Source organism: Streptomyces sp. AHU1, from assembly GCF_045343905.1.
In the GTDB taxonomy this organism is placed as follows: domain Bacteria; phylum Actinomycetota; class Actinomycetes; order Streptomycetales; family Streptomycetaceae; genus Streptomyces; species Streptomyces triticiradicis.
This window is the reverse complement of sequence record NZ_CP174283.1, coordinates 3,760,835-3,783,087: the sequence shown is the minus strand read 5'-3', so window position 1 is coordinate 3,783,087 and position 22,253 is coordinate 3,760,835. Positions and strand designations below refer to the sequence as shown.

Here is a 22,253-nt window from a genome sequence, read left to right as displayed (position 1 = left end):
CACCTTTTGGAGCGTGAGAGACCTTGGCCGGATCGGCTGATTTCGACCTGTACCGCCCGTCCGAGGAGCACGACATGCTCCGGGACGCGATCCGCTCGCTGGCCGAGGCGAAAATCGCGCCGTACGCCGCCGCGGTGGACGAGGAAGCCCGCTTCCCGCAGGAGGCGCTGGACGCCCTGGTGGCGAACGACCTGCACGCCGTGCACGTCCCCGAGGAGTACGGCGGCGCGGGTGCCGACGCCCTCGCGACGGTCATCGTGATCGAGGAGGTGGCCCGCGTCTGCGTGTCCTCCTCGCTGATCCCCGCGGTGAACAAGCTGGGCTCGCTGCCGGTGATCCTCTCCGGCTCCGAGGACCTGAAGAAGAAGTACATGACCCCGCTCGCCAAGGGCGACGGCATGTTCTCGTACTGCCTCTCCGAGCCGGACGCCGGTTCGGACGCGGCCGGCATGAAGACGCGCGCCGTCCGTGACGGCGACTACTGGGTCCTGAACGGCGTGAAGCGCTGGATCACCAACGCGGGCGTCTCCGAGTACTACACGGTCATGGCGGTGACCGACCCGACGAAGCGCTCCAAGGGCATCAGCGCGTTCGTCGTCGAGAAGTCCGACGAGGGCGTCTCCTTCGGCGCCCCCGAGAAGAAGCTCGGCATCAAGGGCAGCCCGACCCGCGAGGTCTACCTCGACAACGTCCGCATCCCCGCCGACCGCATGATCGGCGAGGAGGGCACCGGCTTCGCGACCGCCATGAAGACCCTGGACCACACCCGCATCACCATCGCGGCCCAGGCCCTCGGTGTCGCCCAGGGCGCCCTCGACTACGCCAAGGGCTACGTCCAGGAGCGCAAGCAGTTCGGCAAGCCGATCGCCGACTTCCAGGGCATCCAGTTCATGCTCGCCGACATGGCCATGAAGATCGAGGCCGCCCGCCAGCTCACGTACGCGGCCGCCGCCAAGTCGGAGCGCGGCGACAAGGACCTCACCTTCCAGGGCGCCGCCGCCAAGTGCTTCGCCTCGGACGTCGCCATGGAGGTCACCACGGACGCCGTCCAGCTCCTCGGCGGCTACGGCTACACCCGCGACTACCCGGTCGAGCGCATGATGCGCGACGCCAAGATCACCCAGATCTACGAGGGCACGAACCAGGTCCAGCGCATCGTGATGGCGCGGAACCTGCCGTAGTACGCCGCTCGTCGGCAGCAGAGGTGAGAGGCGCCCCGGGGTGCCTCTCACCTTTCGTGTCTCCCGGGGTCGGTTTCGTGTTTCCCGGGGTCAGTCCTTCCTCATGCGGACCCACGCGAGACCGAATCCGTAGGCGCCGTCCATCTGTTCCTGGACCGAGCGCCGGGGGGTGCCGGTGAACCAGCGGACCTCGCGGCTGACCGTGAGGCCGCCCTCCACCGGCGTGGCCAGGGCGATGGCGCAGCCCGTCGCCCCCTCGGGGGACTCGTCGAGGGGGATGCGGAAACCGCCGGACGGGGCGGTCACGGTGGCCGTGGCGCCCAGGCTCCGGAAGTCCACGGCGCCGCTGTACACGTAGACGTGGAAGAGCAGCCGCCGGAAGAGCTCGCGCCGCGCGAGGTCCACCCGGACCGTCTCCCCGTCCGCGGACTCCCCGGTGCGGTCGTCCTGGTCGAGCTCCATGTACGGCCACCCCGACAGCGAGCCGAAGCTGTTCCCCAGCGGCTGGACGGCCGCGCAGCTGCCGTCCGTGAACGCGGCCATGCAGCCGAGGTCGAGGTCGGCCCCGGTCCCCGGCGGGCGGTTGAGGTTCACCTGGAGGACCCCGCGCCCCGTGACGCGGGCGTGCGGTGCCGACCGCGTCAGCACCGTCTCGGGACGCGCGGCGGGGAGTCGCGGCGCCTCACGGGCCGGTGGCGCCGGTTGCCGGGCGCCGGGCGCGGGCCTCAGGCGGATGGTCGCCCGTGGGCGTTCGTCGTTGCTCAACTGTTCCCCCTCGCGCCGCCGTCGGGGAGAGTGGCGGGTGCCGCGAGTTTATGCGCGGAGCGTGTCCGCTGGAGTACTGTCTGTGCTCTCGGTCGCGCGTCCGGTGCGCGTGAACCGGCGGGGGCACGACGGCACGTGACACGGGTGGGGATCCAAGGGGCCGTCGACGCACCCCCCGCGTCCGTCGTGTTGTGGGGGTGGGCATGCCGTCAGGCGCCCTGATGGACCGTCATGTGATCGCGCAGAGCGTCGAGGAACTCGCGGAGCGGCCGGCGCTCGGGACCCGGAAGGAAGAGCTGACCGCGCTCGCGGCGGCGCTCCGGAACCAGGACGCCACCGAGCTCGACCCGTGGTCCGAACTCGATCTCCTCGCCGCCTACGCCCGTCCGGAGAGCCTCCGGGCGGGCACGGGCCAGGGCGGAGGGCACCCGCTCTGGTCCTATGCCGAGGGAGTGCTGGGCGCGCTGGTCTTCGTGCCGCTGATGCTCACCTGGTACGGACTGACGCGGGCGTCGAGCGCGTACGGAGCGCTGACGGGCGCGGACCCGGGGGCCGCCTCCCGGCCCTTCCTGCAGCTGTGGCAGTCGGGTTTCGAGGGGCACCTCACCGGAGCCTTCACGTTCGGCCACGTGGCGATGAGCGCCACCGTCGCCATCACGCTGCTCTTCGCCCTGGTGCTCGTGCACGGTCTGCGGCGGTCCGCCGTCGCCCGCCGGGAGGAGGACGCCGATCGCGGCCGCGAGGAACTGCTGGCGGCGCTCGTCCCGGTGCTGACCCGCGCCCAGCTCGTGCTGAACGGGCGGCGGTCGAGTTCCCCGCGGCGCTTCGCGGCCGAGCTCACCGAGGCCGCCGTGACGCTCCGGCGGCTGGGCGACAAGGCGGTCCGGGTCCAGAAGGACCTGACGTCGGCGGCCTCGGCCGTCGGCGACGCGGTGCGGGGCGCCGAACGGGCGCTGGCCGGGGTCGACACCTCCGTCAAACCCCTGGAGACCGCGGTGGGCCGGGTCGAGGCCGCCGTGAGCGACGGCGGGGAGCGGGTCCGCAAGGCGCTCGACGACGTCCGTGACGTGAACGGCGAGGTGCGGCTCGCCGTGCAGGGCGCCGGCGACCGCGTCGAGGACTCCGTCACCGTGCTGGCCGCGTCCCAGCGGGCCTACGCCACCGGCATCGAGGTGGCGTCGGACGTCTCCGCCCAACTCCTGGGCAGGTTCGGCGAGGTGGCCGAGGGCACGGCCCGCGCGGTCGAGGAGTCCCAGCACGCCGTTCGTGAACTGAACGCCCAGAGCGGCGCGTTGAGGGCCGCAGCCGACGAGTTCGCCCGTCTGGTGGCCGAGTTGCGGGCGGACCGGTTGCCGCCCGCCACCCTGCCGGACCAGGAGGGTTGGCCGGGCCGGGACGGCCAGGCGGGCCTGGGGGACCGCGCCGGAGCGACGGACGGCCACGGCCACCGGCACGACCGGTCCACGGACGTGGGCCGGACCCCCTCCAAAGACGCCGGCCACGCCCCCTCCGCCGACATGGGCCACACTCCCGCGGGCCGGCTCGGCCGGGCGGTGGAGCAGGCCGACGTTCCCGCCGACGGGTCCGGCGCTCCCGCCGGCCGGTACGGTCCCGCGGCCGGTGAGCCGGGCCGCGCCGGTCCCCGGCCGTTCGGCCCCCGCCGCGAGCCCCCGCAGCCGCCCCCCTCGTCCCTGACCGAGACCCGATGAGGCGGGGTGGAAGGCTCCAGCCGCTGCACATGGCGGGCTGGCTGTTCGCCGACATGCTGCTCGTCCTCGCGCTGGTGGCCATGGGCGACCAGGGCGACCCGGGGGCCGCCGACAAGCGCCCCGCCGCCTCGTCCTCCGCCGCGGCCGGGAAGAAGTCCCGGCACACCGGCCCGCGGGCTGTGGTCCGCACCCCGGTCGAGGTGGCCGTCGACGCGCCCGCCGGTGACGACGAGGACATCGTGCGGGCACTGCGCGGGGCGACCGCGCGCTACCGGGGCCGGCAGGCCGCCTTCGTGCTGACCTTCGGACGCCACACCGACCCGGGCGCCGGGGGCCGCTACGCCCACGAGGTCAACGCCCTGCTGGAGAAGGCCCGTCCGGACATGTTCCGCGCCGCCACCACCCGCGATTTCTGGAAAGGCGGGGCCTCCCCGGGCCACGCCGACATCGAGATCTACTTCTACACGTACTGACCCGGAGGTACGAGACCTTGCAGATCCTGCCCTTCTACCTGCTCTGCGACGAGTCCGGGTCGATGATCGGCGAGCCGATCGACGCCATCAACGGCGCGCTCCCGGACCTGCACCACGAGATCAGCACCAACCCGACCGTCGCCGACAAGACGCGCTTCTGCCTGATCGGCTTCTCCGACACCGCCACCGTGCTGCAGCCGCTCGTCGACCTCAGCGACATCGACTCGGTCCCCGCGCTCGCCGCGGGCGGGCTCACCTCGTACGGCGACGCGTTCCGCACCCTGCTGCGCTGCGTCGAGGCCGATGTGGCGGGACTGAAGGCGGAGGGCCACGAGGTGTACCGCCCCGTGGTCTTCTTCCTCTCGGACGGCATCCCCACCGATCCGGACTGGGACCAGGCGTACAAGGAGATCACCCAGTCACGGTTCTGCCCGAAGATCATCGCCTTCGGCATCGGCGAGGCGCAGGAGTCGACGATCGCCCGGGTCGCGAACTTCCGGGCGTTCATGCAGAAGGATTCCTCGGTGTCACCGGCCCAGGCGCTGCGCGAGTTCGCCTCCAGCCTCACGCGGTCGATCGTCCGGTCCGCGGGCAGCATCGGCGCGGACGGCGGCAACGGCTTCACGCTGGCCGTGGACGACACCGTGCCCGGCTTCTCCCTCGTCTCTCTCGACAAGCTGTGAGGTCGCGCCGATGGGGAACGACATGAACGCCGCCGGACCGTCCCGGACCGGCCCGCGGCAGCCCGAGCCCGACCTGCGCGAGCCCGGGCCGCGGGAGCCGGACGGGGACCGGCGGACCGCCCGGCGGACGGAGTGCCACTGGCCGGACGCGCGAGAGCCCGATCCGCTGGACGAGACCTGGCAGAGCGTGGACGAGGTCTTCAGCGCCGAGCCGGAGTCCGGCGCGGCCGTCGCCGTGCCGGGGCCGTCCGCGACACCGTCCGCCGGCCCGGCCCCGGCCCTCTCCTACGGACAGGGCCCGCAGCAGTCGGCTCCGTCGTACGAGCCCGGCCCCGTGGGCACACCTCCGTGCACACCTCCACCGGCGCCCGACGGTCCCGGCGCGTACGGCGGGGCCGTCCCGGTGCTCGGCGCGCCGTTCCATTCAGGTCCCAAGCCCCCGCTGTACGCGCCGGAGCCGCTGGAGCTCCCCTCGGTCCGGCAGGACCCGGCCGCGGCGCTGACGCCCGACATGGTGGTGGACGGCGCCGGGTACGGGGCCCTGACGGTGCGGGCGGCGTCGGTGCGCGGGGACTCGCACCGGTACCAGGGCGAGCCGCGCCAGGACTCCCTGGCCGTGGTGCGCCTCGGGGCGCCCGGCCCGGACGGGCTGCTGCTGCTCGTGGTGGCGGACGGCGTGGGATCGGCGGCCCGCTCGCACGTCGGCTCCCAGGAGGCCTGCCGGCTCGCCGCGATGGAGCTGGAGGGCGTGTCCGCGGAGCTCGCGGAGACCGTGCGCGCCGGCGACCGGCCAGGGTTCGCCGCGCTGGTGGACACCGCCGTGGGCCGGATAGCGACCCTGCTCGCGCACCGCGCCCGCGAACACGGCGACGACCCCGCCGCGTACGCCACCACCCTGCGCGCCCTGCTCGTGCCGCTCGACCCCCGGGTGCGCACCCGCGGCTTCCTGGCCGTCGGCGACGGCGGCACGGCGCTGCTGCGCGCCGGGGAGTGGAACCTGTCCCTCACGGACCCCGAGCACGACGGCGACGGGATGATCGAGACCCGCACCGCCGCGCTGCCGCACGGCCACCGGGCCCGCGCCCTGCTCCTGGGTCCGGCCCTGCCCGGCGACGTCCTCGTGCTGTGCACGGACGGCCTGTCCACGCCGCTCGCCGGTGACGCGGGAATGCGGGACTTCCTGGGGGCCGGATGGGGACGGGGCGCGGTGCCGGCGCCGGCCGACTTCCTGTGGCAGCTGCAGTACCGGGTGAAGTCGTACGACGACGACCGCACCGCCGTCGTCCTGTGGGAGGCCGTGCCGTGAGCGCCGACGACGGCGCCGACGTGACGCTCGGCTCGCTCGCCCTCGGAGCACGCATCGGCGACGGCGGCCAGGGCGAGGTGTACGACGTGGCCGGTCCGGGCCGGCTGCTGTACAAGGGCTACCGCGAGCCGGGGAAGGCCGACGGCGGGGAACTCGCGGCGCTCGTGGCGCTGCGCCAGGGGCTCGCCCCGGCCGACCGCGAGCGTCTGGACCGGGAGGCGGCGTGGCCGCTGTGCCGGGTCATGGACGGCGGCCGGGCGACCGGCTTCCTGATGCGCCGCGCGCCCGACTCCATGACCTGGCGGACCTCACGCGGCGAGGCACGGCTGACCGACCTGTCCTATCTGCTCCGGCCGCCGAGGCCGGCCTGGCAGGCGGTCGCGCAGCCCTCGCCGGCCGAGCGGTTCGCGCTGGTCGTCGCCGTGCTCGGACTCTTCCGGTGGCTGCACGCCCTGGGGCTGGTCGTCGGTGACGTGTCGCACGCGAACGTGCTGTGGACCGTCCGGCCCGCGCCCGCCCCGTACCTGCTGGACTGCGACGGCGTACGCATGGCCGGGCGGCCCCCGGTCCTGGAACAGGCGGACACCCCCGACTGGCACGACCCGCTGGCCGCCGCCGGTGTCGCCACGGTGGACAGCGACCGCTACAAGGCGGCCCTGGTGGCGGGCCGTGTGCTGAGCCAGGACGCGTACGTGACGCCCGGCGGGCCCCTGCGGCCGCTGCCCGGCGTCCTCGACGACCGGCGGGCCGACGCGGTCCGGGACCTCTGGGAGGAGGCGTCGGGTCCCCGCGGCACCCGCCCCCACCTGGCGCAGTGGTGCACCGCCCTGGCGGGCCGCGACACGATTCGCCTCATGGCCGCGGAACCGGCTCCGCGGCCCGTCGTCGACCGCTCGAAGTTCGACGGCCCCCGCACCCGGGGCCGCATCACCCTGCGCAAATGACCCACCGGCACCGCGCGTCGCGGTGCCGGTGGGTCATGGGGCCGGTGGCCCCGCGCGACGCCGGATCAGGCCGTCGGCGAGGGCGGGCGGTGCCGGGTCAGTTGCCCGACACCGTGACCTTCTCGTCGTTCTTGAGCTGGTTCACCAGCGTCTTCATCTTCGCCTCGTCCCAGACGAGGTTGCCGCCGGAGGAACCGGAGATCGGCATGTTCATGGACTTGCCGTCACCGCCCGTGACGCCCTTCATGGCCCAGAACATGTCGGCCAGGTCCCACAGGCTCATGTCCTTGTCGACGATCAGCGAGTCGAGGCCCGCGCCCATCGTCGGGTAGAGCTTGAACGGGTTCAGGATCGTCGAGGGGGTCGCGACCTGGTGGGCCAGGGCGGCCAGGAACTTCTGCTGGTTCTTGGTGCGCTGCAGGTCCGAGGCGGCGAAGGCGTGCCGGGTGCGGACGAAGGCGAGGGCCTGCTCGCCGTTCAGCGTCTGCTTGCCCGCCTTGAAGTCGGCGCCGGACCACTTGTCCTTGAAGCCCTGGTCGAGGTCCATCTCGACACCGCCGACCGCGTCGACGATGCCCGCGAAGCCGGCGAAGCCGATCTCCACGTAGTGGTCGATGTGCAGGCCGGTCTTGGCCTCGATCGTGCGGACCAGCAGGGTCGGCCCGTCCTTGGCGTACGCCGCGTTCAGCTTCACGTGCTGGGCCGAGGCGGGGTAGACCTTGCCGGACTCGGAGCCCTGGAACTTCGGGATCGTGACGTCCGAGTCACGCGGCAGGGATATCAGCGTCGAGCCGTTGTCGCCGGTGTGCAGGATCATCATCGAGTCGGTGCGCTTGCCCTCGGCGGAGCCGGTGTGCAGCTTCTCCTTCTCCTCGGCGGACATGCCGGCGCGGCTGTCGGAACCGACGATCAGGTAGTTCGTTCCCTCGCCGGTCTCCGGCCGGTCTATGACCTTGGAGAGATCGACGTCACGGTTGAGCTTGGAGTCCGCCCAGAAGTACGTGCCGACGGAGACCACGACCAGCGCCGTGACCAGCGTGATCGCGGTCCACTTGATCCGGCGTCGCCAGTTCGGCGCGGGGCGCTGCGCGTACGTGCCGTCGCCGCCGGGCCCCTGCGGACCGCCGGACCCGTTCCCGTACACGTGCCCGGTGTTGTAGCCGGAGTCGTACCCGTTGTCGTAGCCCTGGCCCGCGTCGTGGCCCTGGCCGTCGACGTACGAGGGCTGCCGGGGGACCCCGCCGCCGTACGGCGGCGCGCCCTGGCCCGGTGCGGGCGCGGCGGGCCCGCGGCGGACCTGTCGCATGACGCGGGCGCTCTCAGGCTGTGCGCCTGCGCTGCCGCGTCCGTAGCGGTTGCTGCCGTTGTCGTCGGTCCGCCCGTCGGGCCAGTCATTCATGCGGACCAGTGTGCCGCCCCCCACCAGGCGCCTTACAAGACAACGAGGAGATCTGGGTCACGCCTGTTGCAGAGCTGATGCAAATCGACCGCTCCGTGACCGGCATAAGGTGGAGGACATGACAGAACAGGCCCCCAACCCGGAAAACGACATCCCGGGCAAGCCGACCTCCGCGTCCAGGACCACCCTCAGCCACATCATGACCCACAACGACACGAACCTCCTGGGGTCGGTGCACGGTGGCGTGATCATGAAGCTCGTCGACGACGCGGCGGGCGCGGTGGCGGGGCGGCACTCCGGCGGACCCGCCGTCACCGCCTCGATGGACGAGATGGCCTTCCTCGAACCCGTCCGCGTGGGCGACCTGGTCCATGTGAAGGCCCAGGTCAACTGGACCGGACGGACCTCGATGGAGGTCGGCGTACGGGTCCTGGCCGAGCGCTGGAACGAGTCCACCCCGCCGCAGCAGGTCGGTTCGGCCTATCTCGTCTTCGCCGCCGTGGACGCCGACGGCAAGCCCCGCCGGGTGCCGCCGGTCATCACCGAGACCGAGCGTGACGAACGCCGCTTCCAGGAGGCGCAGATCCGCCGCACCCACCGTCTCGCCCGCCGCCGGGCGATCGTGGAACTCCGCGAGAAGCGCGCCGCGGAAGGCCTCGACGACTAGGACCTGTCTGACAGTTCCCGTCCGCCCGGCGGACCGTGCCGGAGGGGCTCCGGCGGGTGTCCGTGATCAGGGGCACACCACCTGGTCTCCCGTCACCACCCCGGTCCCGCCCTGGGTGGGATCCTCGGCCCGTACCCGCGTCACCCGCTTGAAGTCGGCACCGGCGGTCACCTTCATCAGCGGGCCCTGCCCGGGAACCGCGCGCAGCTCGGCGCCGGGCAGCGCGGCCGCGAGGGACTTCGCCGAACGGTCCCAGCGGGGGTCGTACGCGACGACGGTGCGCCGGACCGCGGAGTCGCGGCCCGTCGTGGGCCGGCCCGTCGTCCGGAACCCGGTGGCGGCGAGCGCGCCGTCGACCCGCCTGCCGAGCCCCGCCGTGGCGGTCCCGTTCTCGATCTGGACCCGGATCTGCTGCGGGGCCACCGCGACCTGGACGGCCCTGGGCCGCGGGGCGGCCCCGCGCGTCGCGAGCGGCCGGTCCTCGCGCAGCGCCTCGAAGAGCTTGCGCGCCTTCGGCCCGTCCCATTTCAGGGTCGAGCCGACGCCCTTGACGGCATAGGCCATCTGCCCGATCGGCACGGTCGTGAACTCGGACGAGGACGGGGAGAAGTTCCGCATCGCCCGGCCCAGGTCCAGCAGCTCGTCCGTGCCGAAGCCCTTGTCGGCCCGCACCGAGCCCAGCACCGCCCGCGTCACGTCCCGGAACTTCATCGGGTTCAGCAGCACCCCGGACGACGTGGCCCGGGAGACGAGCGCCGCCAGGAAGCGCTGCTGGCGCTTCATCCGGCCGAGGTCGGAGGAGCCGTCGGTGTGCCGGGACCGCACGTACTGGAGGGCCTGTCCGCCGCCCAGCAGATGCGGGCCGGCCGTCAGGTCGAGGCCGGTGTACCTGTCCTTCAGCGGCTGCGCGGTGCAGACGCGGACGCCGCCGAGCACGTCGACCGTCTTCATGAAGCTGGTGAAGTCGACCTCCAGATAGTGGTCGATCTTCACGTGGGTCATGTTCTCGACCGTCCGCACGGTCAGGGTCGGGCCGCCCTCCGCGTACGCCGCGTTCAGCTTGAGGGGGTGGGGGCCGTGCGACGCGCCGGTGACCGCGTCGGTGTGCGCGGGCGCCTCGGCGTAGGAGTCGCGGGGCAGGCTGACGATGCTGGCGCGCTCCCGGTCCTCCGAGATGTGCACGATCATGACCGTGTCGGTGCAGTGGCAGGGCGCGCCCCCGAGCCGGTACTTCCGCCGCTCCGCCTGGGTGACCTTCTCCCGGCCGTCGGTGCCGACCAGCAGCAGGTTCATGCCGTGGCCCGCCTCGGGCCGGTTCTTCATGTCCTTGAACGGGTCGACCCGGGCGATGTCCGCGTCCAGGCTGTTCAGCACCGCGTGCCCGATGCCCGCCGAGGCGAGGACCACCACGGAGACCGTGGTGAGCACCCGCATGGCCCAGCGCGGCCTCCTGCGGCGCCCGGGCCGCCCGGGGCGCCCGTCGGCACGCCGGGCGGGCCGCCGCGCCGGGGACGGCCGCGGGGGGTGCTGGGGGCGGACGGGGGAGCGGGGCGGTGTGGGCAAGGGGGACACCTCCGCGAGGCGGGACGGGGGAGGGAAGCGTTCCGCGGGGCCGGACGGAGCCGCGTTCCGATGGGCGTGGGGATCCGCGAGCACCGTAGGCCCATACGATCTGCGGCCCGGTCCTTACGCCGGGCGGCGCGCGACCGTGTCCCCCGTTCGCGGTAACGTGAGCTCCGATGAGCGAGAAGTCTGACGTGCGGTCCCCCGCCGTTTCTGTGATCATGCCCGTCCTCAACGAGGAGCGGCATCTGCGCGGGGCCGTCCAAGCGATCCTGGCGCAGCGGTACGACGGCGAGATGGAGGTCGTGATCGCGCTCGGTCCCTCCACGGACCGGACGGACGAGATCGCGGCCGAACTCGTCCGCGAGGACCCGAGGGTCCACACCGTGCCGAACCCCACCGGCCGTACGCCCGCGGCGCTGAACGCGGCGATCAAGGCGTCCCGGCACCCCGTCGTCGTGCGCGTCGACGGGCACGGCATGCTCTCCCAGAACTACATCGCCACCGCGGTACGGCTCCTGGAGGAGACCGGCGCGCAGAACGTCGGCGGCATCATGCACGCCGAGGGCGAGAACGACTGGGAGCACGCCGTCGCCGCCGCCATGACGTCGAGGATCGGCGTGGGCAACGCGGCCTTCCACACGGGCGGTGAGGCGGGCCGGGCCGAGACCGTGTACCTCGGGGTGTTCCGGCGCGAGGCGCTGGAGCAGCAGGGCGGTTACAACGAGGAGTTCATCCGCGCCCAGGACTGGGAGCTGAACTTCCGCATCCGTGAGGCCGGCGGCCTCATCTGGTTCTCGCCCGAGCTGAAGGTGTCCTACCGGCCGAGGCCGTCCGTCAAGGCGCTCGCCAAGCAGTACAAGGACTACGGCCGCTGGCGGCACGTCGTCGCCCGCTATCACGAGGGCTCCATCAACCTGCGCTACCTCGCCCCGCCGACCGCCGTCTGCGCGATAGCGGCGGGCGTGGTCGTCGGCGCGGCGCTGACGCCCTGGGGGTTCGTCGTCCCGGCCGGCTACCTCGCGGCCATCGGACTCGGCTCGCTGCCCGCGGGCAAGGGGCTGCCGGCGAAGGCCCGGCTGCAGATCCCCGTCGCCCTCGCGACGATGCACATGTCGTGGGGCTGGGGCTTCCTCACCAGCCCGAAGGCGCTGGCCAGGAAGGTCATCGCGTCCCGGCGTCCCGCGGTCCTCAGCGGCGCCGAGTGATCCCCTCCGGCCGCGCGGGAGCGCGCGGCCGGTTCCGGCGGGAGCTCTCCGCATACGGGTCGGGCCCCTCTCGCACGCGAGAGGGGCCCGACCCGTATGCCGCCGGCCTGTCCTACGACCAGGTGTAGTCCGGGTTGACGTGCATGCAGGCCTCGGTGTCCGAGCCCTTGTCGAGCTTCGCGGACTCGGGCGTCGCGTCGTCGTCCTCGGGCGCCTTGTACGTCGTGCCCTCCCGCCAGTCGGCGCCGACGACGAGGGTGATCCCGGAGACGTCCTCCGACTTCTCCACCGCGTAGGTCGAGATCCCGAGGGCCTTGGCGACCCGCAGGGCGTCGCCCTCCAGATCGGCGCTCGGGTAGCGGATCACCGTGCTCGCCTCGGCGGTCACCGTCGACGGGTCGGCCTTCGCCTGCGTGAACCCCTCGCCGACGAGCAGCTCGCTCACCGCGCTCGCGCGTCCGGACACCGGGGCCAGCGCGGTCGTGCGGGTGCCGTTCCGCACCTGCACCGCGATCTTGTCGTCCGCCGCGGCCGGATCCGAGGAGGTCCTCTCCTTCTTCTTTTTCTTGCCCTTGCCGTCCAGCGGGATGTCCTCGCGCAGCAGCCGCCAGACCTTGTCCGCGTCCGTCGGCTTGGGCAGCACCCGGTTGCCGTCGCTGGAGTACACCCACGGCATGGTGGTCATGGTGATGCTCTTGGTGGGGACCTTCTTCAGTTCCTTGCTGAGGTCGTAGAGCTTGGTGACCGTGCCCAGGCCCTGGTCGACGGTCAGCGCGGTGGTGGCCGTCTCCGCGAGGCCGCGCAGCTTGCCCGGGTTGCTCAGCGTCGCGTTCTCGCGCAGCTGGCGCACCATCGAGTTCATGTACTGGTGCTGGGCCTTGGTCCGGCCGATGTCGCTGCCGTCCTCGAAGCCGTACCGCGTGCGCAGCCACTGCAGGGCCTGCTTGCCCTTGACGGACGTCGTGCCCTTCTCGAGCTTCAGCCCGGAGCCGTGGCCGGTGGAGGTGTGCGAGTAGATGTTGGCGTCCACGCACACGGGGACGCCGCCGATCGCGTCGGCCATCGACACCACACCCGCGAAGTCGACCATGATGAAGTGGTCGATGTGGATGTCGGTCAGCTTCTCCCAGGTGGCGACCGTGCAGCCGGGGCCGCCGCGGCCCAGCGAGTCGTTCGTCATCGTCAGCGACGTGCTCGCGGTGTAGGTCTTCCCGGTTTTCGAGTCGGTGCAGTTGGGTATCTGGAGCAGGGTGTCGCGCGGCATGCTCACGACCGACATGTTGGTGCGGTCGGCGGACAGGTGCAGCAGCATCTGGACGTCCGCGCGGGGCGGTGTGTCGAAGGTGTCCCTCGCGCCGCCGAGCTTCTGGTTCTCGGTGGAGTTCCGGGCGTCCGAACCGATCAGGAGGATGTTCAGCGGGGTCTGGCCCGCCGCGTTCGGTTTGGTCTTCGCGGCGCGGTCCTTCGCGTCGCCGATGTTCAGGTCGTCCTTCTTGAGGTTGCTGTTCAGGTGCCGGTAGTAGAGGTAACCGGCGCCCGCGGTGCCGAGTATCAGGACCGACAGCACCATCGCCGACCAGCGGAGTATTCGACGTCTGCGCCGGGGGCGGCCCGTGTTCCCGTGGCCTCCGTCGTCGTCCCCGCCGTGCGGTACGGCGTCCTCGGAGGGACGCGCTCCGTCGCCGTCACGGCCGGCCCGGTCACGGACACCGTCCGCCGTCCGGACGGACTCGCCGCCCTCGCCGTACATGCTGTCGTCCCAGCCCAGTTCGCCGGCCCCCGGGACACGTGGTCGTGCTCCCTCCCCGCGCACACTGCTCTGCGCCATCTCCCAGCCTCTCCCCACCCTGCGCCTGACAAACGGGTCCGCCGAGCGTCCGGCCGGGCGTTTCCCACGCCCGGCCGGACGCCGTTCGCGCCCTGTAGGACGCCTGACGGACCCGTTAGGTCACTTCGCGCACACTGTTTTGTCCGCCGTGGACTTCTCCACGTCCGGCGCCTTCGTCGCAGCGGTCAAGGGCACTCCGGCGCCCTTGAAGTCCTTGCCCAGGGTCAGCACGATCGCGGGCAGTCCCTGTGAGTTCTTCTCGCTCTCGCCGGGCTTCATCGCCGAGCCGGACAGACCCATGAGATCCGCCAGCTTGCGTGCCTGGTCGGCCTGGTCGGGAGAGTACTCCAGGGTCGTCTTGCTCAGCGGTGCGTCGGCGTTGCCCAGCTGGCTGGACTTGAGCACGCCCTCATCATTCTGCAGCCAGTTAAGAGTTTCCTGTGCGGAGCCCGCCTGGGCGCCGCCGTTGTAGATGTCGACGCGGATGTCGGACGCGGCGGAACGGGTGCCCTTGAGGCGGGCGGCCACCGCGGCCTTCTCCTTCTTCTCCTTCTGCTTCACGGCGGTGAAGGAGACGTCGTTCTTGATCGCGTCGAAGACCGCCGGGGCCGTGTTCGGGTTGGGCACGACCGTGGCGTGGACCTTCTCGGCCGGGTTGTCTATCACCGGGACCGTGGTGAAGGTGATGTTCTTCGTCGGCACCTTCTTCAGCTCCAGGGCCATGTCCTTGAGCGTGCTGACCTTGCCGATGCCGGTGTCGACGGTGAGCGCCTTGGTGGCGGCCTCGGCCAGCTTGACCAGCTTGGTCGGGCTGGTGAGGGTGTCGCCGGAGCTCATCTTGCGCATCAGGGAGCCGATGAACTGCTGCTGCACCTTGATGCGGTCGAGGTCGCCCTGGTTGCCGAAGCTGTGCCGGGTGCGCACGAACGCGAGGGCCTGCTCGCCCTCGATGGTGTGCTCGCCGGCGGAGAGCTTGAGGTGCGAGTCGGCGTCGTTGACGTCCTTGGCGAGGCAGACGTCGACACCGCCGACCGCGGTGGTCAGCGTCTTGACGGCGTTGAAGTCGGCCATCATGAAGTGGTCGACCGTGATGCCGGTGAGGGCCTTGACCGTGTCCATCGTGCAGCCGGGGTTGCGGCCCTCCTGGCCGAGGCTGGTGTTGAAGCGGACGTTCTCCGAGGGCTGGATCACCTTCTCGGTGCCGTCCTCCTGCTTCGACCTGCACTCGGGGATGTCGACGATCAGGTCGCGCGGAATGCTCATCGCGGTCGCGTTCGTCCGGTCCTTGGAGACGTGCAGCAGGATGTTCGTGTCGGCGTGCCCGACGCTGTTCTTGTCGCCGTACCCCTCGTTGCCCGCACCGGTGCGCTTGTCGGTGCCGATGATGAGGATGTTGAAGGCCTCGTCCTTGCTGAAGCCGGCCTTGGCCGAACCGCCGACGTCCTCGGTGTGGACGTTGCCCTCGAGGTGCTTGAGGTAGGCGTACGCGGCGCCCGAGACGGCCACCAGGACCAGCGCCATGGTGCCGCCGGTCCAGAGCAGTATCTTCTTCGCCTTCGACTTCTTGGGCGGCTTGTTGCGCCCGCGCCGCCGCCCCGGAAGGGGCTCCGGCGGCTCGGCACGCCGGCGGCGCGGCCCCGGCACGTCGGTTCCGGCCGCCTCGCGGTCCCGGCCCGGCGCCTCGCGCTCGCGGTCCCGTCCCGGTGCGGCGCGGTCTCGTACCGGCGCGCTCCGGGTGCGCGTCGCGGCGGAAGGGGAACCCCTCCGCGGTCGCGGCACGCCCGATTGCGCTCCGGAAGGGGGCAGTCGCAGTTCGTATTCGCCGGTGTTCGGGTTGAGCACCCACTGGTCTGCGGGGTCGATGTTGTCCGCCCGCCTACGGCCTTGCGCGTCCACGGTTGTCTGAATCCTCCGTCGGGGCCACGCGGCGCCCTTTCCCCCTCAAAAGGCGCTCGGGTCTCGGTCAAGCAGTGCGCGACCCCCAGGACGGACCTCGTGGCCGGGTGCACCGGATCGCTCACACTATCCGCCCAGTTCAGCGCGGAGCGACGGCCGTGACAAATTCGACGTTCCTACAACCGGGCAATCCGCCCTATTTTCAGAGACTTCTTAGCCGGACCGTTCCCTGCCTTGGCGCATGCTTTACCCGCAGGCGTCCTGGGCCGCCGTGCTGCCCCGGAAAGTCGGAGCCGGATCGGGGGTTCCGGAGAGGCGGACGACCCCTATTGCCGTCGACATTCCGTCGTCGTCCGACTCCTCTTCGTGGTCGCGGAACGCGTTCCCGTACAGGCTTACGGAATGGGGTGACCGCCCTCGGCCCGGCCCCTGGGACGGCTCCTTCGCGACCGCGACGGGCCTGTCCGCGCGCAGCCGTGCGAAGAGCCGGGCCGCCTCGGGCTCCACGAGCTGATCACGGTTGGCGTTGAGGACGTAGGACGTGCGGGGCACGGTCAGGAACCGGATGCTCTCCGTGGGGATGTCACGCATGCCGCGGACCAGGTCGTACAGGCCGCGCAGGTTCGCGAGCCCCGGGTCGGTCGTCAGCGACGAGGTGGCCGCGTCCAGCACCGGATACAGCTTCGCCGGGTTGAGCAGGACGTCGTCGCTGCGCACCTTGCTGATCAGCGCGCCGAGGAACTTCTGCTGGCGGTCCATGCGGTCGGTGTCGCTGCCGTTGCCGATGCTCTTGCGGGCGCGCACGTAGCCGAGCGCCTGCTCGCCGTTCAGTACGACCTTGCCCGCGGGCAGGCGCAGCTTCGCCGCCTTGTCGTCGATCGGCTCCTTCAGGCACACCTCGACGCCGTCCACCGCGTCGACCATGTCCTTGAAGCCGTGGAAGTCCACCACCATGTGGTGGTCGACGCGGATGTCCGTGAGCTTCTCGACGGTCCGGATCGTGCAGGCCGAGCCGCCCACCTCGAAGGCGTAGTTGAACATCGCGAACATCGGGCCGGTGCGGGTCCCGTCGGGGCGCCGGCAGTCCGGCACCTTCACCATCAGGTCGCGGGGCAGCGACACGGCGGTCGCGCTGTCCCGGTCCGCCGAGAGGTGCAGCAGGATCGTGGTGTCGGACCGCTCCGTCCCCGAGTCGCGCCCGTACTTCTTGTTCCCGGCGCCCGAGCGCGAGTCGGAGCCGATCAGCAGGATGTTCTGCGCGCCGCGCACCAGCGCGGTGGGCCGTTCCCTCTCGTACCGGGCGAGCTCGGCGGCCGCGTCGTTGTCGGCCGTGATGTTCCCGTTCAGCTTCTCGTACGCGACCCAGCCGACCGCCACGGCGCCCAGGACCACCACGGCCACCGCGGTCGAGGTGTAGCGCAGCCAGCGCCGCCGCCGGCGCCCGGCCCCGGTGGGCGAAGCTCCCCGCTCCGGCTTCCCGGGGTCCGGGGAGGGAGTGCCCGTGGTGTCGGTCACGTCGGGACCACCACCCCTCATGGCGCGTACGAGCGTGTCTGACTGCTCCTACGACCATGTCCCGGCACGGCGGGCGAGGGGGGCCGGTGATGGGCCGAACGGGGGACGCGCCCGGTGTGCGGGGAGGTCCGGGCGGGCCGCTGTCCGCCCCTGTGCCGGGCTTTCGTCCCGGCGGCACCCGAGGGGAGCCTCCGCCCGGGCCGAGACCTCCGGAACGCCGCCGGGACGGAGGCTTCGGCGGGTCAGCGGGCCGTCGCGGTCACCCGCTCGCTCTCGATCCGCCGGGCGAGCGCGTCGTCGTCCAGCAGGCCGACGTTGCGGCACAGCACCACGGACCCGCCGGTGGCGAGCGGCGCGTACAGGCCCGCGGCCAGACCGTCCCAGGTGTCGTACGGCAGAGCCGACAGGATGCGTGAACCGGGTCCGGTCAGATCCAGGCCGCGGGCGTCGGCGCGGGCCTGCTCCACGACCTCGGCCCCCGTGTACGCGGCCCCGGCGACGATCAGCGCGCACTCCTCCGGGCCGACCGGCGCGTACGCCGCGAAACGGTCGCCCTGGCTCGGCACCTCGACGGCGTAGTCGGCGTATCCCGCGGGCGGCGTCGGGAAGCGGCGGCCGAGCGGCGCGAGCGAGAGGGCGATGCGCTCACCGGAACAGGCGAGCCCGTCCTCGAACCGGCCGGGGCCCGCGACGACGTGGTCGGCCGCCGCCGGGTCGCCGTCGACGTCCGCGACGACACCCACCGAGGAGCAGGCGAGCAGCCACACCGCCGTCTGCCAGTGCGCGGGCAGCAGGAGCGCGACCCGCTCACCGGGCTCGGCGGACATCTCGCCCTGGAGCAGGTTGGCGGTCTTGGCCACCCAATTGGCGAAGGTGGCCACGGACAATTCGACCCGTTCGCCCGTCTCGTCGTCGTAGAAGGTCACCAAAGGGCGCGCGGGATCCTCGGAGAGCGCGGATCGCAGCAGGTCGGCAGGGGTGCGGTCGGTGGCTTTCACGCGCGCAAGCGTACGCGGGGGCGCCGCGCGGCACGGACCGGGCGCGCCACCGGTTCGGCGGAGCGCGTCCGACGGTCCGTCAATTCCGCGATGGACAGATATGTATGACTATGTCCAGGATCATGGGCATGCGTGGATTCCTTGCTTCCTCGGTCGGCGTCACCTGCGCGGCCGCTCTCGCCCTTCCGCTCGCCCTGCCCGCCTCCCCGGCGCAGGCCGGGCCGTCGACGGCGGCATCGGAGGCCGCCGCCCCCGGCAGCACCCAGTCCCTGCCCCTCGTCCCCCTCACCCGCGAACGGTCACTCCGCCCGACGGCGGGGGCCCAGGGCCTCGCCCGCCGGAACGTACGGCCGTTCTCCCTGGTCGGCGTGGTCTGGGACGACCCGGCCAGCGAGCTGGACGGCCGTGTCCAGGTCCGTACCCGGGAGGCCGGCACCGGCGTCTGGTCGGACTGGCAGGAGGTGGAGACCCACAACGACGAGCACGCCCCCGACCCGGGCACCGACGAGGGCGAGGCGCGCCGGGTCCACGGCTCCACCGCCCCCCTGTGGGTGGGGAACTCGGACGGCGTCGAGGTCCGCGTCGAGGCGGAGCGGGGGGCGCGGGACGCCACCGAGGACCTGGAGGAGGGCGCCGAGGACGGCTCTGGGGACGGTTCCGGGGACGGGCGTGAGGCCGCGCCGCTGCCCGGCGGTCTGCGCCTCGAACTGGTCGACCCCGGCGGGGATCCCCCGGGCCCGGACGCCCGGACGGCCGGACGCGCCGGGGGCGCGCCCTCGGGGCCGCGCGCCAGGAGCCTGCACGCGGGTGTGCCGGACGGCAAGGGCGGCGCGGGAGCCGCCCGGCTCCCCGCGCTCTCCCGGGAGGAGACGGAGCGCACGTACTTCCCCGACGGCATGAGCGACCGGCGCGCGGCGCCGTACATCGGCCCGCGCCCCAGCATCGTCACGCGGCGCGGCTGGGGCGCGAACGAGAACCTGCGCGAGCGCGGCTTCCGCTACACGAAGAAGGTCAAGGCGGCCTTCGTGCACCACACGGCGTCGGGCAACAAGTACAGCTGTTCGCAGGTCCCGTCGATCATCCGCAGTATCTACCGCTACCACGTGGTGAGCAGCGGCTGGCGCGACATCGGCTACAACTTCCTTGTCGACAAGTGCGGGAACATCTACGAGGGCCGGGCCGGAGGCGTCGCGAAGGCGGTCATGGGCGCCCACACCCGCGGGTTCAACACGAACAGCATGGGTATCGCCGTGATCGGCAGTTTCGGCGGCACGAAGCCGACCGACGCCGCGCTCAAGGCCATCTCCCGGCTCACGGCGTGGAAACTCGGTCTCTACGGTGCCGATCCGCGTGGCAGGACATACCTGAAGTCGGCCGGTGGCAATCTCTACCGAAAAGGAAAGAACGTACGACTGAACGTGATCTCCGGTCATCGGGACGGGTTCGCCACGGAGTGCCCCGGACGGCTCCTCTACGGCAAGCTCGGCACGGCCAGGACGACGGCGGCCCGCTACCAGGGCCGTTAGGGCCTGTCTGACGGGCCCCGGAGCGGACCGGCCGGCGGCGGACCGGCCGGGCCGCCGCCGGCGGAGATCATCCGAAGTCGTGGCGGAGGCCCGTCGAAGGACACCGCACGGCCATCGAGGGCGCCATCGAACGGTCTGCATACACTGGCCGGCCGAAAGACAGTTCGGCCGGTCCCGGCAGGAAGCAGAGACGACAGGTGACAGAAGCGATCCTCCTGGTCGGCGGCAGAGGCACCCGGCTGCGCCCGCTGACGGTGCGCACGCCCAAGCCGATGGTCCCGGCGGCCGGGGTCCCCTTCCTCACGCACCAGCTGGCGCGGGCGCGCGCGGCGGGCGTCGAGCACATCGTGCTGGCGACCTCCTACCTGGCCGAGGTCTTCGAGCCGTACTTCGGTGACGGTTCCTCACTGGGCCTCCACATCGAGTACGTCACCGAGGAGGAGCCGCTGGGCACCGGCGGCGCCATCCGCAACGTGGCGTCCCGGCTGCGCTCGGGGCCCGACGACCCGGTCCTGATCTTCAACGGCGACATCCTGACGGGCCTGGACATCCCGGCGCTGGTGGCGACCCACGGGACGACGGGGGCGGACGTCTCCCTGCACCTGACCCGGGTGGAGGACCCGCGCGCGTTCGGCCTGGTCCCCACCGACGCCACCGGGCGCGTCACGGCCTTCCTGGAGAAGCCGCAGAGCCCCGAGGAGATCGTCACCGACCAGATCAACGCGGGGGCGTACGTCTTCCGCCGCTCGGTCATCGACACGATCCCCGCGGGCCGCCCGGTCTCGGTCGAACGCGAGACCTTCCCGGAGCTCCTGGCCGACGGCGCCCACCTCCAGGGCATGGTGGACTCCACCTACTGGCTGGACCTGGGCACCCCTCAGGCCTTCGTCCGCGGCTCCGCCGACCTGGTGCTCGGCCGCGCCCCGTCCCCGGCCGTTCCCGGCCGCTGCGGCGACCGCCTGGTCCTGCCCACGGCCGTCGTGGCCCCCGACGCCAAGCTCACCGGCGGCACGGTGGTCGGCGAGGGCGCCCGCATCGGCGAGGGTGCCCGCGTCACCGGCAGCACCGTCCTGGCCGGCGCCGTCGTCGAGCCCGGCGCCGTCGTCACCGACTCCTTCGTCGGGGCCGGGGCCCGCATCGGCGCACGCACCGTCCTGGCCGGCGCGGTCATCGGCGACGGCGCGGTCGTCGGCCCCGACAACGAGCTCCGCGAGGGAGCCCGCGTCTGGTGCGACGCCCGCATCCCGGCATCGACGCTCCGCTTCTCCTCGGACCAGTAGAGCCGGCACCACCCGGCCGGAGGACCAGTCCTCACCCGCCCCCGGCCGGGCAAAGTCCAGCCCCTCCGGCGTTTGAGGAGCGGGGGTCCGGGGGCGGAGCCCTCGTTACGGGACGGGCAGGGGCGGAGGGGGCGAAATCCCGCCCGTACGGAGGAAGAACGGTCGCCGGAGGGTGCCGCGAAGCGGAGGCGGCGCGCGGCGTGCGGCTGCCGGGACCGCCTAGAGCAGCCCGATGTCCACGCGAGGCATCTTCGGCGCCCGCCGGGGCGGAGTGCGCCCGGAGAGCAGGATCAGCCGGGCGGCCCGATGCCGCTGCCCCGCGTAGGGCTCCAGCAGTTCCAGCATGACGGAGTCGTCGGCGTCCCGGTCCCCGGCCAGCGCGTACCCCACGATCCCCGGCAGATGCAGATCCCCCACGGTCACGGAATCCGCGCAGCCATGACTGCGCTGCACGACCTCCGCGGACGTCCACGGCCCGATGCCGGGCACCAGCTCCAGCCGCCGCCGCGCCTGTACGGGATCGAGCCCGACGGCCTCCTCCAGCCGCGCCGCGACCCGTACGGCCCGCAGGATCGTGGCGGCCCGCTTGTCGTCGACCCCGGCCCGGTGCCACTCCCAGGACGGGATCAGCGCCCACGTCCGCGGCGCGGGCATGACGTACATCCGCTCGGGAGCGGGCCCCGGCGCGGGCTCTCCGAACTTCCGGACGAGCGAGCGCCACGCGCGGTACGCCTCGTCGGTGGTGACCTTCTGTTCCAGGACGGACGGGATCAGCGACTCCATCACGAGCCCGGTCCGCACCAGCCTCAGACCGGGCCGCCGGTGCCGGGCGAGCGCGACCAGCCGGTGCCGTGGTTCGAAGGCGTCGGGGTCGTCGGCGGCGCCGAGCAGGTCGGGGAGCCGGTCGAGCAGCCATCCGGCTCCCGGACCCCAGGCCTCGCCCCGGGCCACCCCGCCGCGCAGGGCGATCCGCAGCGTTCCGGGCCCGGCGGGCGTACGACTGGTCCGCCACACGGAGCCGTCGGGGGTCGTGCGGAACGCCGGATCGCCCGGTCCGCGCCGCAGCGGGCCGAGCACGAGCCCGAGATCGAGCGGGCCCACGGGCGTCCAGGTGCGGACGAGTCCGGGCTCGGAGTTCTGACGGGGCACCGCGCCCGGCGCGCCGCCGGGTACCACCGCGTGTCCGCCGCGCACGGTCGTACGCGTCGGCCGGGGAGCGAAACGTCCAGACACGGGTGAGGTCCTAGGGGTACGCGGGCTGTCCTACGAGAGTAGGCGCTCCCACCCATCCAGACGCCAGGACCCCATAAAC

General features: G+C 72.5%; 18 protein-coding genes. 10 read left to right on the top strand and 8 right to left on the bottom strand.

Going from position 1 to position 22,253, the window contains the following annotated elements:
• The first annotated feature begins 23 nt into the window (after nt 1-23).
• Complete coding sequence (locus ACICHK_RS16905; protein WP_151471257.1) at nt 24-1,181, top strand: acyl-CoA dehydrogenase; 1,158 nt, start codon at nt 24-26, stop codon at nt 1,179-1,181.
• Nucleotides 1,182-1,271: 90 nt separating this feature from the next.
• On the opposite strand, the gene ACICHK_RS16900 is transcribed toward ACICHK_RS16905, so the two are convergent.
• Nucleotides 1,272-1,946, bottom strand: coding sequence for a tellurium resistance protein (locus tag ACICHK_RS16900; protein ID WP_406837557.1), 675 nt, complete (start codon nt 1,944-1,946; stop codon nt 1,272-1,274).
• A gap of 203 nt (nt 1,947-2,149) precedes the next feature.
• On the opposite strand from ACICHK_RS16900, the gene ACICHK_RS16895 reads away from it, so the two are divergent.
• The 5 genes from ACICHK_RS16895 to ACICHK_RS16875 are packed head-to-tail and all read left to right on the top strand — an operon-like array spanning nt 2,150 to nt 7,061.
• Nucleotides 2,150-3,655 (top strand): methyl-accepting chemotaxis protein, encoded by a 1,506-nt coding sequence (locus tag ACICHK_RS16895; RefSeq protein ID WP_406837556.1) that lies wholly within the window; start codon nt 2,150-2,152, stop codon nt 3,653-3,655.
• Nucleotides 3,652-4,128: a hypothetical protein gene (locus tag ACICHK_RS16890; RefSeq protein ID WP_406837555.1), complete on the top strand. Its 477-nt coding sequence runs from the start codon at nt 3,652-3,654 to the stop codon at nt 4,126-4,128. Before ACICHK_RS16895 ends, ACICHK_RS16890 begins: the two co-directional genes overlap by 4 nt.
• 17 nt (nt 4,129-4,145) lie before the next feature.
• Complete coding sequence (locus ACICHK_RS16885) at nt 4,146-4,811, top strand: VWA domain-containing protein (RefSeq protein WP_151471253.1); 666 nt, start codon at nt 4,146-4,148, stop codon at nt 4,809-4,811.
• 10 nt (nt 4,812-4,821) lie between these two features.
• Entirely contained in the window at nt 4,822-6,117 is a 1,296-nt protein-coding gene (locus tag ACICHK_RS16880; RefSeq protein WP_406837554.1) for a protein phosphatase 2C domain-containing protein, read from the top strand.
• Nucleotides 6,114-7,061: a hypothetical protein gene (locus tag ACICHK_RS16875; protein ID WP_406837553.1), complete on the top strand. Its 948-nt coding sequence runs from the start codon at nt 6,114-6,116 to the stop codon at nt 7,059-7,061. The genes ACICHK_RS16880 and ACICHK_RS16875 overlap by 4 nt, the downstream gene beginning before the upstream one ends.
• Before the next feature lie 97 nt (nt 7,062-7,158).
• On the opposite strand, the gene ACICHK_RS16870 is transcribed toward ACICHK_RS16875, so the two are convergent.
• Nucleotides 7,159-8,460 (bottom strand): LCP family protein, encoded by a 1,302-nt coding sequence (locus tag ACICHK_RS16870; protein WP_406837552.1) that lies wholly within the window; start codon nt 8,458-8,460, stop codon nt 7,159-7,161.
• 118 nt (nt 8,461-8,578) lie between these two features.
• On the opposite strand from ACICHK_RS16870, the gene ACICHK_RS16865 reads away from it, so the two are divergent.
• Nucleotides 8,579-9,127 (top strand): acyl-CoA thioesterase, encoded by a 549-nt coding sequence (locus ACICHK_RS16865; RefSeq protein ID WP_103550675.1) that lies wholly within the window; start codon nt 8,579-8,581, stop codon nt 9,125-9,127.
• 66 nt (nt 9,128-9,193) lie between these two features.
• On the opposite strand, the gene ACICHK_RS16860 is transcribed toward ACICHK_RS16865, so the two are convergent.
• Entirely contained in the window at nt 9,194-10,561 is a 1,368-nt protein-coding gene (locus ACICHK_RS16860) for an LCP family protein (protein WP_406837551.1), read from the bottom strand.
• A gap of 305 nt (nt 10,562-10,866) precedes the next feature.
• Between ACICHK_RS16860 and ACICHK_RS16855 the strand changes: the two genes are divergently transcribed.
• Nucleotides 10,867-11,898, top strand: coding sequence for a glycosyltransferase family 2 protein (locus tag ACICHK_RS16855; protein WP_406837550.1), 1,032 nt, complete (start codon nt 10,867-10,869; stop codon nt 11,896-11,898).
• Between the two features lie 112 nt (nt 11,899-12,010).
• Here the strand turns inward: ACICHK_RS16855 and ACICHK_RS16850 are convergent, their stop codons facing one another.
• From ACICHK_RS16850 to ACICHK_RS16835, 4 genes are all read right to left on the bottom strand, one after another.
• Complete coding sequence (locus ACICHK_RS16850; protein ID WP_406837549.1) at nt 12,011-13,726, bottom strand: LCP family protein; 1,716 nt, start codon at nt 13,724-13,726, stop codon at nt 12,011-12,013.
• A gap of 120 nt (nt 13,727-13,846) precedes the next feature.
• Nucleotides 13,847-15,622 (bottom strand): LCP family protein, encoded by a 1,776-nt coding sequence (locus ACICHK_RS16845; RefSeq protein WP_406837548.1) that lies wholly within the window; start codon nt 15,620-15,622, stop codon nt 13,847-13,849.
• Between the two features lie 246 nt (nt 15,623-15,868).
• Nucleotides 15,869-17,158, bottom strand: coding sequence for an LCP family protein (locus tag ACICHK_RS16840; RefSeq protein ID WP_406837547.1), 1,290 nt, complete (start codon nt 17,156-17,158; stop codon nt 15,869-15,871).
• 221 nt (nt 17,159-17,379) lie between these two features.
• Complete coding sequence (locus ACICHK_RS16835) at nt 17,380-18,135, bottom strand: TIGR03089 family protein (RefSeq protein ID WP_151471245.1); 756 nt, start codon at nt 18,133-18,135, stop codon at nt 17,380-17,382.
• 128 nt (nt 18,136-18,263) lie between these two features.
• On the opposite strand from ACICHK_RS16835, the gene ACICHK_RS16830 reads away from it, so the two are divergent.
• On the top strand, nt 18,264-19,661 hold the full coding sequence (locus tag ACICHK_RS16830; protein ID WP_406837546.1) for a peptidoglycan recognition protein: 1,398 nt from the start codon (nt 18,264-18,266) through the stop codon (nt 19,659-19,661).
• A gap of 197 nt (nt 19,662-19,858) precedes the next feature.
• Nucleotides 19,859-20,941: a sugar phosphate nucleotidyltransferase gene (locus ACICHK_RS16825; RefSeq protein ID WP_406837545.1), complete on the top strand. Its 1,083-nt coding sequence runs from the start codon at nt 19,859-19,861 to the stop codon at nt 20,939-20,941.
• A gap of 219 nt (nt 20,942-21,160) precedes the next feature.
• Here ACICHK_RS16825 and ACICHK_RS16820 read toward each other — a convergent pair whose 3' ends face one another.
• Complete coding sequence (locus tag ACICHK_RS16820) at nt 21,161-22,174, bottom strand: DNA-3-methyladenine glycosylase family protein (protein ID WP_406837544.1); 1,014 nt, start codon at nt 22,172-22,174, stop codon at nt 21,161-21,163.
• Nucleotides 22,175-22,253 lie beyond the last annotated feature (79 nt).

What these genes read in the sequence shown, in the direction of transcription:
- ACICHK_RS16855 (WP_406837550.1), top strand. Translation starts at nt 10,867, where the DNA reads ATGAGCGAGAAGTCTGACGTGCGGTCCCCCGCCGTTTCTGTGATCATG.
- ACICHK_RS16860 (WP_406837551.1), bottom strand. Translation starts at nt 10,561, where the DNA reads ATGCGGGTGCTCACCACGGTCTCCGTGGTGGTCCTCGCCTCGGCGGGC.
- ACICHK_RS16870 (WP_406837552.1), bottom strand. Translation starts at nt 8,460, where the DNA reads ATGAATGACTGGCCCGACGGGCGGACCGACGACAACGGCAGCAACCGC.
- ACICHK_RS16830 (WP_406837546.1), top strand. Translation starts at nt 18,264, where the DNA reads ATGCGTGGATTCCTTGCTTCCTCGGTCGGCGTCACCTGCGCGGCCGCT.
- ACICHK_RS16840 (WP_406837547.1), bottom strand. Translation starts at nt 17,158, where the DNA reads ATGAGGGGTGGTGGTCCCGACGTGACCGACACCACGGGCACTCCCTCC.
- ACICHK_RS16865 (WP_103550675.1), top strand. Translation starts at nt 8,579, where the DNA reads ATGACAGAACAGGCCCCCAACCCGGAAAACGACATCCCGGGCAAGCCG.
- ACICHK_RS16890 (WP_406837555.1), top strand. Translation starts at nt 3,652, where the DNA reads ATGAGGCGGGGTGGAAGGCTCCAGCCGCTGCACATGGCGGGCTGGCTG.
- ACICHK_RS16850 (WP_406837549.1), bottom strand. Translation starts at nt 13,726, where the DNA reads ATGGCGCAGAGCAGTGTGCGCGGGGAGGGAGCACGACCACGTGTCCCG.
- ACICHK_RS16880 (WP_406837554.1), top strand. Translation starts at nt 4,822, where the DNA reads ATGGGGAACGACATGAACGCCGCCGGACCGTCCCGGACCGGCCCGCGG.
- ACICHK_RS16895 (WP_406837556.1), top strand. Translation starts at nt 2,150, where the DNA reads ATGCCGTCAGGCGCCCTGATGGACCGTCATGTGATCGCGCAGAGCGTC.